The following is a 15,617-nucleotide window of genomic DNA, read 5'->3' as shown; positions in this document are numbered from 1 at the left end:
ATGCTATTTTCAAAACTTTTTGCCCCAACGCTCAAAGAACCCCCAAAAGATGCCGTGTTAAAAAGCCATAAGCACTTAGCTCAAGCAGGATACATCTATCAAGTAGGCAGCGGGATTTATAATTTTTTGCCTTTAGCTAAAAAAGTGCTAGACAAAATAGAAAACATCACGCACAAACGCATGCAAGAGCATGGGGCGCAAAATATTTTAATGAGTTTTGTGGTTTTGGCGAGTTTGTGGGAAAAATCAGGCCGTTTGGATAAATACGGCAAGGAATTACTGGTTTTTAAAGACCGAAAAGACAATGATTTTGTTTTAAGCCCCACTTTAGAAGAAAATATCACCGAAATTGCCGCTAATTTCATTAAAAGCTACAAGCAATTGCCCGTCCATCTCTACCAAATCCACACGAAATTCCGTGATGAAATCCGCCCACGATTCGGGTTGGTGAGAGCGAGGGAATTTATCATGAAAGATGGTTACAGCTTTCATGAAGACGCTGAAAGCTTGGATAAGGAATTTTTAAACACGCAGAGCGCTTATAAAGAAATTTTAAGCGATTTGGGTTTGGATTTTCGCATCGTGGAAGCGGATAGCGGGGCGATTGGAGGGAGTAAAAGTAGGGAATTTGTCGTTTTAACAGAATGCGGGGAAGACACGATCGTGGTGTGTCAAAATTGCGATTATGCCGCCAACATTGAAATCGCTAAACGCTCTAAAAGGCCTGAGCCTTTAAATGTCCCCAAAGCGCAATTAGCGAAATTCCCTACCCCTAATACCACCAGTGCACAAAGCGTGGCGGAGTTTTTTAAAACAGAGCCTTATTTTGTTTTAAAAGCGCTTGTTAAAAAAGTGATCCATAAAGATAAAGAAACCCTAGCGTGCTTTTTTGTTAGAGGTGATGACAATTTAGAGGAAGTTAAAGCTCTAAATGCTTTGAACATTATAGGGGCGAACGCTCTAGAATTAAGAGAGGCCAATGAAGAAGATTTAAATAAAGCAGGGTTAATAGCGGGCTTTATAGGGCCTTATGGCTTGAAAAAGCATGTTTCTTATATCATTTTTGATGAAGATTTAAAAGAGAGCGATTGCTTGATCGTTGGGGCTAATGAAAAGGATTTTCATGCGGTGGGCGTGGATTTAAAAGGGTTTGAAAACCTTGTTCATGCAGATATTGTCCAGGTTAAAGAGAGCGATTGTTGCCCTAATTGTCAAGGAGCGTTGAAATACCATAAGAGTTTGGAAGTGGGGCATATTTTCAAACTCGGGCAAGGCTATGCTAAAAGCTTGAAGGCGAGTTTCTTGGATAAGAATGGCAAGGAGCAATTTTTTGAAATGGGGTGCTATGGGATAGGCATTAGCCGGTTGCTCAGTGCGATTTTAGAGCAAAAAAGCGATGATCTAGGCTGCGTGTGGACGAAAAATACCGCTCCTTTTGATGTGGTGATCGTGGTTTCTAATTGGAAAGATGAAGCGCAAAAAAAACTCGCTTTTGAAGTGTATGAAAGGCTGCTCCAAAAGGGCGTTGATGCGCTGTTAGATGACAGAGACGCGCGTTTTGGGGCGAAGATGAGAGATTTTGAATTGATTGGGGAACGATTGGCGCTCATTATTGGGAAGCAAACTTTAGAGAATAAAGAATTTGAATGCATCAAACGCGCTAATTTAGAAAAACAAACGCTTAAAGACATTGAATTAGAAGAAAAAATTTTAGAAATGTTAGCGAGCGAATAAGAGGGATTGAGTGGGAAAATTAGTGATTGGCTCTAGGGGGAGCGAACTAGCCTTATGGCAAGCGAATCACATTAAAGAACGCCTGAAAAAAGAATGCTTGATAGAAAGCGAGATTCAAATCGTTAAGACTAAAGGCGATAAAATCTTAGACACCCCTTTAAATAAGATCGGCGGTAAGGGGCTATTCACTAAGGAATTGGAAGAATTGCTTTTAAAAGGCGAAATTGATTTGGCGGTGCATTCTTTAAAAGATGTGCCGGTCGTGTTTGAAAAGGGGTTAGACTTGGCTTGCATCACTAAAAGGGCTGATGTGAGGGACACTTTTTTGAGCGTGAAATTCCCTGATTTGATGAGCTTGCCTAAAGGAGCCAAGGTTGGCACGACTTCTTTAAGGCGTTCTATGCAGATCAAACTGAAACGCCAGGATCTAGACACAGAAAGCTTAAGGGGGAATGTCCAAACCCGTTTGAAAAAGCTTGAATGCGGTGAATTTGACGCTATCATTTTAGCTGAAGCCGGATTGTGCCGCTTAAACATTCAAGGGGCGAAATACCGCAAGGCTTTTAGCGTAAAAGAAATGATTCCTAGCATGGGTCAGGGGGCTTTAGGGGTAGAAATGCTCAAAAACCACAAGCATTTTATTACGCTTCAAAAACTCAACGATGAAGAAAGTGCGTTTTGCTGCCGTTTAGAAAGGGAGTTTATCAAAGGGCTTAATGGGGGGTGTCAGATCCCTATTGGCGTGCATGCGAGTTTAATGGGCGATAAGGTTAAAATCCAGGCGGTTTTAGGCTTGCCTAACGGGAAAGAAGTCATCACTAAAGAAAAGCAAGGGGATAAAACTAAAGCGTTTGATTTAGTTCAAGAGCTTTTAGAAGAATTTTTACAAAGCGGGGCGAAAGAGATTTTAGAAAAGGCGCAGTTGTTTTAATGCGTTTATTGATTGCGTTAGGTTTGAGCTTGTTAAGTTTGAACGCTAAAGAAGCGGATTTCATCTCTGATTTAGAATACGGGCTGGCTCTTTATAAAAACCCTAGGGGTGTTGCGTGCGCGAAATGCCATGGCATTAAAGGCGAAAAACAAGAAATCACCTTTTATTATGAAAAAGGCGAAAAAAAAATCCTCTACGCCCCTAAAATCAACCATTTAGATTTTAAAACCTTTAAAGACGCCTTGAGTTTGGGCAAAGGCATGATGCCTAAATACAACCTGAATTTAGAAGAAATCCAAGCGATTTACCTTTATATCACCTCTTTAGGGCATAAAGAAGAACGTAAGGATTCTTCCAAGCCTTAATCAAAGCGCTTGATTTATGTTAAAATGGAGCGTTGCATTTTTTGTTTTGATTAAAGAGGGTTCTAAAAATCAGAATTTAAAAGAAGGTAAAAATGAGTGTCAAAATTTTAAAAATATTAGTTTGTGGGTTATTTTTTTTGAATGCCCATTTATGGGGGAAACAAGACAATAGTTTTTTGGGGGTTGCTGAAAGAGCCTATAAAAGCGGGAATTATTCTAAAGCGGCATCTTATTTTAAAAAAGCATGCAACGATGGGGTGAGTGAAGGTTGCACGCAATTAGGAATCATTTATGAAAACGGGCAAGGCACTAGAATAGATTATAAAAAAGCCCTAGAATATTATAAAACCGCATGCCAGGCTGATGATAGGGAAGGGTGTTTTGGTTTAGGGGGGCTTTATGATGAGGGGTTAGGCACGGCTCAAAATTATCAAGAGGCCATTGACGCTTATGCTAAGGCGTGCGTTTTAAAACACCCTGAGAGTTGCTACAATTTAGGCATTATTTATGATAGAAAAATCAAAGGCAATGCCGATCAAGCGGTTACCTACTATCAAAAAAGCTGTAATTTTGATATGGCTAAGGGGTGTTATGTTTTGGGCGTGACTTATGAAAAAGGCTTTTTAGAAGTCAAACAAAGCAACCATAAAGCCGTCATCTATTATTTGAAAGCATGCCGATTGGACGATGGGCAGGCTTGCCGCGCGTTAGGGAGTTTGTTTGAAAATGGCGATGCAGGGCTTGATGAAGATTTTGAAGTGGCGTTTGATTATTTGCAAAAAGCTTGTGCTTTAAACAATTCTGGTGGTTGCGCGAGTTTAGGCTCTATGTATATGTTAGGCAGGTATGTCAAAAAAGACCCCCAAAAGGCTTTTAATTATTTCAAACAAGCATGCGATATGGGGAGCGCGGTGAGTTGCTCTAGGATGGGCTTTATGTATTCGCAAGGGGACGCTGTTCCAAAAGACTTGAGGAAAGCCCTTGATAATTATGAAAGGGGTTGCGATATGGGCGATGAAGTGGGTTGCTTCGCTCTAGCGGGCATGTATTACAACATGAAAGATAAAGAAAACGCCATAATGATTTATGACAAGGGCTGCAAGCTAGGCATGAAACAAGCATGCGAAAACCTCACTAAACTTAGGGGGTATTGAAAATCTTAATCAATCCCCCCCTAATCATCATCTATTATTTAACTCAAAACTTTTCAAAGATTTGGCTCTGTTTTAAGAGCTAAAGCAGAAATCCCCCCTATTAATTTTTAATCTTTAGTGTTTTTAGGGTTTTGTCTATTTTTTCAAAAAGAAAACTTTTTGAATGTTTTTGCGGTTGTTTGGTTGTGTTTGTTAGCGTGTTTTTATAGTATAAATTTTTGTTAGGTTAGCTTGAAGTGGGTTTTAGGTTTAAAACTCCTATAAAATAAAAATGTTTTAGCGTGTTTTTGCGCTATGGGATAGATATGCGTTTGGTTGTGTTTTTCAATGGTTTTAATTTATGGCTTTGCGTGTTGTTATAAGCACGCTATAAACACGAATCACACGATAACAGAGCGGTATGCACGCGCTATAAAAAGACTTGATAAAAATAATGAAAAATAGTTAAATTTCAGGCGTTCTTTTAAAAATTGTTGTTAGATGAGACAGATACGCTTTCAGTTTAAAGATAGAGTTTTAGGGGTTTTTTGTGTTGGTTTAGTTATTCTTTAATTTTTTAAAAAATGGGATTCTTAAAACTCATAAGGGGGTATTTTGCGTTTTAACGCCCTCTTCAAACCCAAAACTAAATTCTCCTAACCCCCCCAAGAGCGCGTTATGAGAAAATCACTCGCTTTTCGCAAGCTTTTTTATTTTGGTTATCAAAACACCCAAAAGGTATTTTTTAGATTTCATGACCAATATCCAAAACAAAGCTGATATTTTAAACCCTACAAAGACCAGTAGATCGCTCCAAAGAACACCACACTCCCTATCAAAACGCTTATAAACATGCGTTTAGTGTCCTTAAAAGCCACCATTAAAAACGCGCTCAAATAAAACAACAATAAAAACACGCAAAAAATCCCCAAAAGCGCCTGAAACACGATGCCCACCTTAGCCTTATGCAGCATGATGAGCGTGCCTAAAAAGCCCCTTTCAATGGTTTTGATTTTTGTTTGAGCGCCTTTAGTTTCAAGGTTGATTTCATACAAAGGCGTGCCAATGATTAACGCTCCTCTATGCTCTCTAGGCTCTATCTTTTTAGGCATAGCGATATGGTTTTCTTTTATAAAGTCTTTTAAAAAATCCAATCGTTCTTCTTTTTTTAAGGATTTTTCTAAAACCCACTCTTTGATAGTAGCGCCAGTGTCTTGGCGCACCCCAAAGAGCAATGAAAGCCCACTAACCGCAAAAAGAAGCGCCAAAGGGAAGAAAAAAGTGGTCGCATAGATGTGAAAATAACGCATCATTGCAACCATTATTGCAACCTGTGGCTCACGAATTTAGAAAAATTATCTAAGATCAACCCCCCTTTTCTAAACCCTAGCGCGCAAGATTCATAAGCAAAAAACACATTAGGCTGATAATACAACCCATTATGCGAATTGAGTTCGTAAAACTCTTGATAAACGGGTTTGTGGTTAGAATAAACGCCATCCGTTTTCAAAAGCGATTGCATGGAAGCTTCAAAGATTTCACTATTCGCCCCTTCCCTACCAAAAGCCACTTTTTTGATTTGCTTTTTATGGGCTAAAGGCTCATAGCTCGTTTCTAACAATAAAGGGTGGTTGGGGTATCTGTCCCATAAAAGTTTTAAAAAACGCTTGGATTGGAAAAGGATCGTATAAGCGGGGTTTAAAAAAATCGTGTTTTTATTTTCCATCATGCCTTGCATCAAAAGGGCTAATTCTGGCTCATCAATAGCGATATTTTCCCATGGGATCAGTTTGAATAAAAACTCATAATTCAAGCCGTTTTTAAACACGCCCTCTTCTATATTAAACTCTACTTCATCAATGTAAGAAAAATCCGTTTCAAACCCCACGCTCTGAGCAGCGTCTTGCAAAAAACGCATAGTGCGCTCTTCTTCAATATTCCCCCTAACGCTTGAAAAAAGGATTTTCCACCCCTCATACATTTCCTCAAAACGGCTCGTGTCTTCGCCCAAAGTTACCATGCGTTTAAAATTCTCGCCAAGCGCTTCATAAAGGTTATTGAATTGCTTGTTTTCATCATAGCCATTGGCTTTGAGTAACGCCCATTGAATCAGCGCGGTTTCATAAAGCATGGTAGGGGTATCAGCGTTAAATTCCAGTAATTTAATCGGCTTGCCATCAAGCCCCCCAGCCAAATCAAAACGCCCGTAAATATGCCAATGCACTTCTTCTTCAAAACTCTGTTTGATCATAGGAATGAGCGCGTTAGGAATATCCAATTCAAAAAAGCGATCGTTTTTAATGGCCTCTTCAGCCGTCTCTACAAACATGTCATAAAGCTCATTACAAGCGTCATAATAAGCGTCCGCTTCTTTTTGAGAAACAACCACCATTTCATCAGCGATATAAGATGACATGTCGTCATTCGTGTGCCAATCTAAGCCGATTTCTTCTAAGGTCTTATTGTCTAAAGGTTTTAAAGGAATCACTTGCATTTTTTAACCTTAAATAGATTTTATGCGTTAAAGCCCCTTGTCCCAGAGCTTACTGCCGGCGAGCTAGTAGGCCTACTAGAGCCAAAAAACCCGCTCTGTCCCTTACTCGCTCCGCCCATGCTTGAAGCGCTAGGCGCGCTTTTAGAAAAGGAATTTTGAGAGCGTTGGTAAGCTTGTGGGGATTTATAAGTCCGTTGGGCGTTTTGCTGGTAATTAGGGTTATTGAAAAGCTTATTGCCAATATAACTCCCTAAAATCGCCCCTGCCGCACTCCCTAAAATCGCGCTCCCCAAGCCAAAGCCTGAGCTTTCACTCCCCCCACCCCCATTATTAGGCTGGATAAGCTTGCTCGTGCCGTTATCAATCTTAGCTTCTTCTTCTTTGATGAGCTTTTGAATCTCTTCATTGCTTAGCACTCGTTCATTGCCTTGCAAATCGCGCACTATAATGTGGGTTCTTGAGCTGGGGTATTCTTCAACAACCTTGTAAGATTTATCCTTTTGCTCTTCTAAAATCACAAACGCGCCTTTTTGAACGCTTTGACTTAAAGAGCTTTGCTCTTTGGGCTTGTCATCAGCATTGCTCTTACACCCCACAATGCTCACCATCACCAATGCGCTCAAACCACCCACGATCGCATAATCAGAAATCTTTCTGTATGGTTTTTTCATGAGAGTAACCTTATATCATGCCTTATAATGGTATAAGAAAGGCACGCCCTTAATCACGCCAGATTCAAAAATCTTTTTAGTGGTATTTTCCACTTTAGTGCGTAAATCTTCAGGCTCTTTTTGAGCGTTAATATCGTATTGGGTGGAATAAATCTTTTCAAGAATAGAGATTTTATCTTCCACGCTCGCTCCCCTAGCCCTAGCTTTCGCCATTTCTTCTTGGATCAAAGCCGCTTTCTTAGCCGAATTGACCCCAAGCCACCCCACTACAACCATTCTCACGGTGTTTTCTTTTAAGTGATCCCTGAGTTTGGTGAGCTCTTTTTGGCAATGCGGACACATGGGATCAGAGACAATATAAAGGATTTTATCCTTATTTTCAGCGTTAGTAGAGGGCAACTCTATCACATAATCAGCTGGCACTTCATCAAAAAGAGCGTTCAATTTCGCGCTATTTTGCTGGGTGGCGTTAAGGGCTTGGATTTTTTGATTGGTTTCTGCAACTAATTTCACATCATCGCTTTTATTGCTAAAGAATATGTTGCTAAGCCCTATGACTAAATTACCATCCTTACTCACTACAAGCGGGATATTGTATTTAGTGTCCGGATCTTCAATGACGACCATTTTTAAATCCTGGCTGGATTTTAAAGGTTTGATTTCTAAAATACGCACCTTTTTATTGGTTTGTTTTTCAATCACGCTCACTAAATTATCCTGCATCCGTTTGTCATTAGCTGAAACTGAATGTTTAGGGGCTGCCCCTAAGCCTACAAGAAGTAACGTGCTCAACACACTCGCTCTTAATATCATTAAAACTCCTAAAGTTCAATAGCCTAAAACCCCTACAATAAAAGGAATAAGCTTTTAATGGGTATAATACCATAAAATCCCCTATTTTGGCTTAAAAAGGTTTAAAGATGATTATCATTCCTGCTAGATTAAAATCCAGTCGTTTTGAGAATAAAGTGCTAGAAGACATTTTTGGCCTGCCTATGGTAGTGCGTTGCGCTAAAAATGCGAATCTGGTAGATGAATGCGTAGTCGCTTGCGATGATGAAAGCATCATGCAAACATGCCAAAAATTCCACATTAAAGCCGTGCTAACCTCCAAACACCATAATAGCGGCACAGAACGCTGTTTGGAAGCGGCGCGAATTTTAGGGTTAAAAAACGATGAAAGGGTTTTAAATTTGCAAGGCGATGAGCCTTTTTTAGAAAAAGAAGTCATTTTAGCCTTATTAGAAGCCACCAAAAACGCCCCTTTCATGGCGACTTGCGCTAAAGTCATTGATGAAGAGCAAGCCAAAAACCCTAATTTAGTCAAGGTGGTTTTAGATAGCCAAAATAACGCCTTGTATTTTTCGCGCTCCCTTATCCCCTTTTTACGAGATTTTGATGCGAAACGCCAAACCCCCCTTTTAGGGCATATCGGTATTTATGGCTTCCACAATAAAGAAATCTTAGAAGAATTATGCGCTTTAAAACCTTGCGTTTTAGAGGAAATAGAAAAATTAGAGCAATTAAGGGCTTTGTATTACCAAAAAAAGATTGCAGTGAAAATCGTTCAAAGCCAAAGCGTGGGCATTGACACCAAAGAGGATTTGCAAAACGCTTTGAAAATTTTTAGCCCCAATCTCCTTTGAGCGATAAATTTTAAAAAGCATTTTTCACCATCAAAAACCTCTTTTTAAATCCAAAAAAAGCAAAATTTCTTAATTTTTGCTCAATTTTATTAAAAATTCAATAAATTTATGGCACAATTTAAACTCATTGTAAATAAAGTTTCAATTTGATACGATTTTGCAAATAAAACATTACTTTAAGGAACATTTTATGAAAAAAACGATTTTACTTTCTCTTATGGCGTCATCGCTCCTTGCTGAAGATGACGGCGTTTTTATGAGCGTGGGCTATCAAATCGGCGAAGCCGCGCAAATGGTGAAAAACACCGGCGAAATCCAAAAAGTCTCCAACGCTTACGAAAATTTGAACAATCTTTTAACCCGCTATAACGAACTCAAACAAACGGCCTCCAACACCAATTCAAGCACCGCTCAAGCGATTAATAATCTAAAAGAGAGCGCTAGTAGATTGAAAACGACCCCCAATAGCGCTAATCAAGCCGTGTCCTCAGCGCTCAGCTCTGCGGTGGGCATGTGGCAAGTGGTAGCCTCTAATTTAGCCAATGGCACGCTACCCACTGATAAATACAACGAAATCAATACGATTTCTCAATTGCTCCAAAATACTCTAGAAAATAAAAACAATGATCTTAAAATTGAAAATGACTACGACCATCTTTTAACTCAAGCTAGCACCATTATTAATACCCTTCAAAGCCAATGTCCAGGAATAGATGGAGGCAATGGCAAACCATGGGGCATTAATGCAAGCGGGAACGCATGCAATATTTTTGGCAACACCTTTAGTGCCATTAATAGCATGATAAGTAGTGCTAAAGAAGCCGCCAAGGAAGCCCGAAGAACCGACCCAAGCCAGCCCCAAAACCAACAAAGCGCATTTACCAACGCTGATTTCAATAAAAACCTTAATCAAGTATCAAGCGTTATTAACGATACGATCTCTTACCTCAAAGGGGACAATTTAGCAACCATCTATAACACCCTTCAAAAAACGCCCGGCTCCAAAGGGCTTCAAAGTTTGGTGAGCCGATCTAGCTATAGTTATTCTCTCAACGAAACCCAATATTCTGAATTCCAAACTACCACCAAAGAGTTTGGCCATAACCCTTTTAGAAGCGTGGGTTTAATCAACTCTCAAATTAATAACGGGGCGATGAATGGCGTGGGCGTGCAATTAGGCTATAAGCAATTCTTTGGGAAAAATAAATTTTTTGGGATCCGGTATTATGCCTTTTTTGATTACAACCATGCCTATATCAAATCCAACTTTTTCAACTCCGCTTCCAATGTTTTCACTTATGGCGCGGGCAGTGATCTTTTATTGAACTTCATCAATGGCGGATCCGATAAAAACCGCAAAGTCTCTTTTGGTATTTTTGGGGGTATCGCATTAGCGGGAACGACATGGCTTAATAACCAATCTGCGAATTTAAAAATCACCAATAGCGCCTACAGCGCCAAAATCAACAACACCAATTTCCAATTCTTATTCAACACCGGTTTAAGGCTTCAAGGGATCCATCATGGCGTTGAATTAGGCGTGAAAATCCCTACGATCAACACCAATTACTATTCTTTCATGGGCGCTAAATTAACCTACCGAAGACTTTATAGCGTGTATCTCAATTATGTTTTGGCTTATTGATATTGAATCGGTTCTCATTACTAATGAGGACAAAGCCAATTTTTTGGCTCTCAATGAATAACGGCATCATTTTACTTGACTTTTTACAAAAAACACACTAAAATTTCTTTTTCTTTTTTGAGCGAAATTCCAGATTAGCTCAGCGGTAGAGTAGGCGGCTGTTAACCGCTTGGTCGTAGGTTCGAATCCTACATCTGGAGCCATACTTTTAACTCATCTTTTTTTATAGCAAAATTTCATGCAATCCCTTTAGATTTGATCCATAACGCATTGACTAACACCCCCACCACAACCCCTATCGCTAAATTATGCGTGTATAAAACCACCGCCACGACTAAAAGCATGTCCAGCGTGTCATAGAGCTTGATTTTTTTAATGTTAATAATGGATTGGAAATTAAAAGTGGTGAAAGAAATCATCACCATCACCGCTACAACCGCTACAATAGGGATCTTAACCACGTATTCATTAAACACTAATAACAGCACCATTAAAGAAAAGCCGGCAAAAAAAGTAGAAAGCCTTGTTTTGGCCCCGGATTTTGCGTTAATGATAGACTGCCCCACTAAAGCGCACCCTGTCATTCCCCCCAAAAGCCCTGAAATGATGTTCCCCAAGCCTTGCGCTTTAGTTTCTTTATTCTTATCGCTCACGCCGTCTTTTAAAATCACATCTAAAGTTTTAGCCGTCAATAAACTTTCTATCGTGCCTACTAGCGCTAAAGAAAGAGCGTAAGGCAACAATTCCAACACCATTTTAAAATCCAAATTTTTGGGGATAATGATGAAATGAAAGCCTGAAACCCCTTGCTCAATGCTCCCCAAATTCGGCGCATGCATATCAAAAATTAAAGCGATCGCGCTCACTGCAAGGATACAGATTAAATTAGAGGGGATTTTTTTAGTGATTAAAGGGAAGAGATAAATAATCAATATCCCAACAGCGAGCAAGACAAACACCCCCAAATTTTGGTTTTGAAGGAATTTGAATTGCTCCATTAAAAGCAAAATGCCTAGCGCGTTCACAAAGCCATACATCACTGATTGGGGGATAAACCTCAAAAGATTCCCTATTTTCAAATAGCCTAAAAGAATTTGCAATATTCCTGCCATAAGAGTCGCCACGCCCGCGTATTCAAGCCCATAGTTTTTAACCACGCCCACTAAAATGAGCGCTACTGAGCCAGCCGCTGCGCTAATCATCGCCTTTCTAGCCCCAAAAAGAGACAACACAAAAGCCATGTAAAAGGTCGTATAAAACGCCACGCCCACATCTAAACCCACCATGATCGCAAAGCCAGCGGTCTCTGGGATCACAGAAAGCCCCACCACAAAACCAGACAACAAATCCTTTTGAATGTTACTCAGCCATTCTTTTTGTATCTTTTCAAACATGCCACTCTTTCTAATTAAAATGGCTTGATTATAACCAAAGATTTAAAAGCCAATTTCAAACCGGATAAAATCCCTTTTCTTTAAATTAAATCAAGCTCTATGATATTTTATTGTAAAAAATACTTAAAATTGTTTTTTTTTTTCAAAATATAAATTTTAAGTTAAGAATAAGCATTTTATGGTAAAATGGCGAAATTTCATAAACATGACTATCATGGGAATGCGAAACCAAGAAAATCTAATAAAAGGAGAAAACATGAAAAAATCCCTCTTACTCTCTCTTTCTCTCATGCTCTCATTATCAAGGGCTGAAGATGACGGATTTTACATGAGCGTGGGCTATCAGATCGGTGAAGCGGTCCAACAAGTGAAAAACACTGGAGCGTTGCAAAATCTTGCGGACAAATACGATAATTTGAGCAACCTTTTAAACCAATACAATTACTTAAATTCCTTAGTCAATCTAGCCAGCACACCGAGCGCGATCACGGGTGCGATTGATAATCTAAGCTCAAGCGCGATCAACCTCACTAGCGCTACCACCACTTCCCCCGCCTATCAAGCTGTGGCTTTAGCGCTCAACGCCGCTGTGGGCATGTGGCAAGTCATAGCCTTTGGGATCAGCTGTGGCCCTGGCCCCAATCTTGGCCCAGAACATTTAGAAAATGGGGGCGTTCGATCGTTTGACAACACGCCAAACTACAGCTACAACACCGGTAGCGGAACGACCACCACCACTTGTAATGGAGCCAGTAATGTAGGGCCAAATGGTATCCTATCTAGCAGCGAATACCAGGTTCTCAATACCGCTTATCAAACTATCCAAACCGCTTTAAACCAAAACCAAGGAGGCGGAATGCCTGCCTTGAATAGCTCCAAAAAGATGGTAGTCAATATCAATCAAACTTTCACAAGAAACCCTACAACAGAATACACTTACCCCGATGGGAATGGCAATTATTATTCAGGCGGTTCATCAATCCCAATCCAGCTAAAGATTAGCAGCGTCAATGACGCTGAATACCTTTTGCAACAAGCCGCTACTATCATGCAAGTCCTTACCACCCAAAGGCCGCATGTGCAAACGAGCAATGGCGGTAAAGCGTGGGGGTTGAGTTCTACACCTGGGAATGTAGTGGATATTTTTGGCGATAGCTTTAACGCTATTAACGAGATGATCAAAAACGCTCAAGCCGTTTTAGAAAAAACCAAACAGCTTAACGCTAATGAAAACACCCAAATCACGCAACCCAACAATTTCAACCCCTACACTTCTAAAAATAAGCAGTTCGCTCAAGAAATGCTCAATAGAGCTAACGCTCAAGCAGAGATTTTAGGTTTAGCTAAGCAAGTTGCGGACAATTTCCACAGCATTCAAGGGCCTATTCAAGGGGATTTGGAAGAATGTAAAGCAGGATCAGCTGGTGTGATTAACGACAACACTTATGGTTCAGGCTGCGCGTTTGTGAAAGAGACTCTCAATTCTTTAGTGCAACACACCGCTTATTATGGCAACCAGGTCAATCAGGATAGGGCTTTGTCTCAAACCATTTTGAATTTTAAAGAAGCCCTTAACACTTTAAACAACGACTCAAAAGCGATCAATAGCACTATCTCTAGATTGCCTAACGCTAAATCTCTTCAAAACATGACGCATTCCACTCAAAACCCCAATTCCCCAGAAGGTTTGCTCACTTATTCTTTAGATACCAACAAATACAACCAATTCCAAACCATCGCTCAAGAATTAGGCAAAAACCCCTTTAGGCGTATCGGCGTGATTGACTATCAAAACAATAACGGGGCGATGAATGGGATCGGCGTGCAAGTGGGCTATAAGCAATTCTTTGGCAAAAAAGGAATTGGGGGTTAAGGTATTATGGTTTCTTTGATTATAACCATGCTTATATCAAATCTAATTTTTTTAACTCCGCTTCTGATGTGTGGACTTATGGGGTGGGTATGGATGCGCTTTATAACTTCATTAACGATAAAAACACCAACTTTTTAGGCAAAAATAACAAGCTTTCTGTGGGGCTTTTTGGTGGCTTTGCGCTAGCTGGGACTTCGTGGCTTAATTCCCAACAAGTGAATTTGACCATGATGAATGGCATTTATAACGCTAATGTCAGCACTTCTAACTTCCAATTTTTATTCAATCTAGGCTTGAGAATGAACCTCGCTAGGCCCAAGAAAAAAAACAGCGATCATACCGCTCAGCATGGCATTGAATTAGGCTTTAAGATCCCCACGATCAACACCAACTATTATTCTTTCATGGGCGCTAAACTAGAATACAGAAGGCTCTATAGCGTGTATCTCAATTATGTGTTTGCTTATTAAAACCCTCTTTAAAAAAGGGGTTTGTTTAAAAACGCTTGAAAGCCTTTTTAAATTAAGCAAATAAAGAGATCTTGGATAATCTCTTATAATCGCTCTCAAGCTGTAAAATTAAAGTGATCAAAACCCTATTTTTTAAAATTAAAGAAAATTTTTTTTAAAGATTATCACTCTTTTTTGATAAAGTAATATTTTAGAATTTAGGGAGTTTTTTATGGAAGAATCAACAGCGTTCATTTTGGCTCTTGTGGGGCTATTCACCGGCATTACCGCCGGGTTTTTTGGTATTGGTGGGGGGGAGATTGTCGTTCCTAGCGCGATTTTTGCCCATTTTAGTTATAGCCATGCGGTGGGTATTTCGCTCATGCAAATGCTTTTTTCTTCAGTGGTCGGCTCTATCATCAATTACAAAAAGGGCTTATTGGATTTGAGAGAAGGCTCATTTGCTGCACTTGGAGGGCTAATGGGGGCGATTTTAGGGAGCTTTATTTTAAAAATCATTGATGATAAAATTTTAATGAGCGTGTTTGTGGTGGTGGTGTGCTACACCTTTATCAAATACGCTTTTTCTAGCAACAAGAAACCAGAGCATTTTGAAGAAATGCATTTTGATTTGCATGCGAATAACAAAACGCCCGAAAAAAAGCGCGCAATCCCTTTTGTGTCTATGGATAGAACGCATGGGGTTTTGATGCTCGCCGGTTTTGTTACTGGCATCTTTTCTATCCCGCTAGGCATGGGTGGGGGGATTTTAATGGTGCCGTTTTTGGGCTATTTTTTGAAATACGATTCTAAAAAAATCGTGCCTTTGGGACTATTTTTTGTGGTGTTCGCTTCTTTATCTGGGGTCATCTCTCTTTATAATGGGAAGGTTCTTGATGATATAAGCGTTCAAGCCGGGGTGATTACCGGTATTGGAGCGTTTTTAGGGGTGGGCATTGGCATCAAGCTCATCGCTTTGGCTAATGAAAAGGTGCATAAAATCCTATTGCTCCTCATTTATGCTTTAAGCATTTTAGCGACTTTACACAAGCTCATTATGGGGTAAAAATTTAAAAATAAATCAAGGGCATTTTTTAAAGATGAAATAGCAAAGAGCTTGATTTTAATCAAAGGATAGCTTTTTAAAAAGTTTTAAACCACTCAAGCAGAAATCCCAAACATCTTTAGTGTTTGGGATGAATGCCACTAATTTGTAGTATAATACCCCCATACATTTGTATCTAGCGTAGGAAGTGCGCAAAGTTACGCCTTTATAGATATG

12 protein-coding genes, 1 tRNA gene and 1 pseudogene are annotated in these 15,617 nt (G+C 39.8%); 9 read left to right on the top strand and 5 right to left on the bottom strand.

Features of this window, described 5'->3' with window-relative positions; translation table 11 throughout:
- The 4 genes from proS (at position 1) to hcpE (ending at position 4,184) form a co-directional block, all read left to right on the top strand.
- Positions 1 to 1,734: a proline--tRNA ligase gene (gene proS / locus AYS37_RS01525; protein WP_000899248.1), complete on the top strand. Its 1,734-nt coding sequence runs from the start codon at positions 1 to 3 to the stop codon at positions 1,732 to 1,734.
- A gap of 10 nt (positions 1,735 to 1,744) precedes the next feature.
- Entirely contained in the window at positions 1,745 to 2,665 is a 921-nt protein-coding gene (hemC, locus tag AYS37_RS01520) for a hydroxymethylbilane synthase (RefSeq protein WP_000517505.1), read from the top strand.
- On the top strand, positions 2,665 to 3,030 hold the full coding sequence (locus AYS37_RS01515; protein ID WP_001237815.1) for a c-type cytochrome: 366 nt from the start codon (positions 2,665 to 2,667) through the stop codon (positions 3,028 to 3,030). The genes hemC and AYS37_RS01515 overlap by 1 nt, the downstream gene beginning before the upstream one ends.
- Positions 3,031 to 3,122: 92 nt before the next feature.
- A complete protein-coding gene (gene hcpE / locus AYS37_RS01510) occupies positions 3,123 to 4,184 on the top strand; it encodes a Sel1-like repeat protein HcpE (RefSeq protein ID WP_000111688.1) in 1,062 nt (353 codons plus the stop codon).
- A gap of 770 nt (positions 4,185 to 4,954) precedes the next feature.
- On the opposite strand, the gene AYS37_RS01505 is transcribed toward hcpE, so the two are convergent.
- From AYS37_RS01505 to dsbK, 4 genes are read right to left on the bottom strand one after another with little or no spacing between them, the layout of a single operon-like run.
- On the bottom strand, positions 4,955 to 5,485 hold the full coding sequence (locus AYS37_RS01505) for a hypothetical protein (protein ID WP_000226285.1): 531 nt from the start codon (positions 5,483 to 5,485) through the stop codon (positions 4,955 to 4,957).
- Complete coding sequence (locus tag AYS37_RS01500; RefSeq protein WP_001197124.1) at positions 5,485 to 6,657, bottom strand: glutathionylspermidine synthase family protein; 1,173 nt, start codon at positions 6,655 to 6,657, stop codon at positions 5,485 to 5,487. The genes AYS37_RS01505 and AYS37_RS01500 overlap by 1 nt, the downstream gene beginning before the upstream one ends.
- Positions 6,658 to 6,677: 20 nt before the next feature.
- Positions 6,678 to 7,328, bottom strand: coding sequence for a UPF0323 family lipoprotein (locus AYS37_RS01495; protein ID WP_000743471.1), 651 nt, complete (start codon positions 7,326 to 7,328; stop codon positions 6,678 to 6,680).
- A 15-nt stretch (positions 7,329 to 7,343) separates the two neighbouring features.
- Positions 7,344 to 8,141 (bottom strand): protein disulfide-isomerase DsbK, encoded by a 798-nt coding sequence (gene dsbK, locus AYS37_RS01490; RefSeq protein ID WP_000603260.1) that lies wholly within the window; start codon positions 8,139 to 8,141, stop codon positions 7,344 to 7,346.
- A gap of 107 nt (positions 8,142 to 8,248) precedes the next feature.
- Between dsbK and kdsB the strand changes: the two genes are divergently transcribed.
- The 3 genes from kdsB to AYS37_RS01475 all read left to right on the top strand — a co-directional run bounded on the left by kdsB (position 8,249) and on the right by AYS37_RS01475 (position 10,822).
- Complete coding sequence (gene kdsB, locus AYS37_RS01485) at positions 8,249 to 8,974, top strand: 3-deoxy-manno-octulosonate cytidylyltransferase (RefSeq protein ID WP_000584040.1); 726 nt, start codon at positions 8,249 to 8,251, stop codon at positions 8,972 to 8,974.
- 190 nt (positions 8,975 to 9,164) lie between these two features.
- The gene (gene hopA, locus AYS37_RS01480; protein ID WP_000751107.1) at positions 9,165 to 10,619 is read left to right on the top strand and encodes a porin HopA; all 1,455 of its coding nucleotides are present in this window, start codon (positions 9,165 to 9,167) and stop codon (positions 10,617 to 10,619) included.
- Between the two features lie 128 nt (positions 10,620 to 10,747).
- Positions 10,748 to 10,822, top strand: a tRNA-Asn gene (locus tag AYS37_RS01475).
- Between the two features lie 33 nt (positions 10,823 to 10,855).
- Here the strand turns inward: AYS37_RS01475 and AYS37_RS01470 are convergent.
- Positions 10,856 to 12,013, bottom strand: a complete 1,158-nt coding sequence (locus AYS37_RS01470) for a SulP family inorganic anion transporter (protein ID WP_001874487.1) — start codon at positions 12,011 to 12,013, stop codon at positions 10,856 to 10,858.
- A 256-nt stretch (positions 12,014 to 12,269) separates the two neighbouring features.
- Here AYS37_RS01470 and sabA point away from each other — a divergent pair.
- Together sabA and AYS37_RS01460 are read left to right on the top strand one after the other, a co-directional pair.
- A pseudogene (gene sabA / locus AYS37_RS01465) lies at positions 12,270 to 14,356 on the top strand (Hop family adhesin SabA/HopD).
- A 211-nt stretch (positions 14,357 to 14,567) separates the two neighbouring features.
- Positions 14,568 to 15,401 (top strand): sulfite exporter TauE/SafE family protein, encoded by an 834-nt coding sequence (locus AYS37_RS01460; protein ID WP_000393035.1) that lies wholly within the window; start codon positions 14,568 to 14,570, stop codon positions 15,399 to 15,401.
- Positions 15,402 to 15,617: the final 216 nt, after the last annotated feature.

The sequence above is a fragment of the Helicobacter pylori NQ4053 genome, from assembly GCF_000274605.1.
In the GTDB taxonomy this organism is placed as follows: domain Bacteria; phylum Campylobacterota; class Campylobacteria; order Campylobacterales; family Helicobacteraceae; genus Helicobacter; species Helicobacter pylori_CV.
Note: the sequence above shows the minus strand (reverse complement) of the source record. Positions and strands in the feature narration are given on the sequence as shown.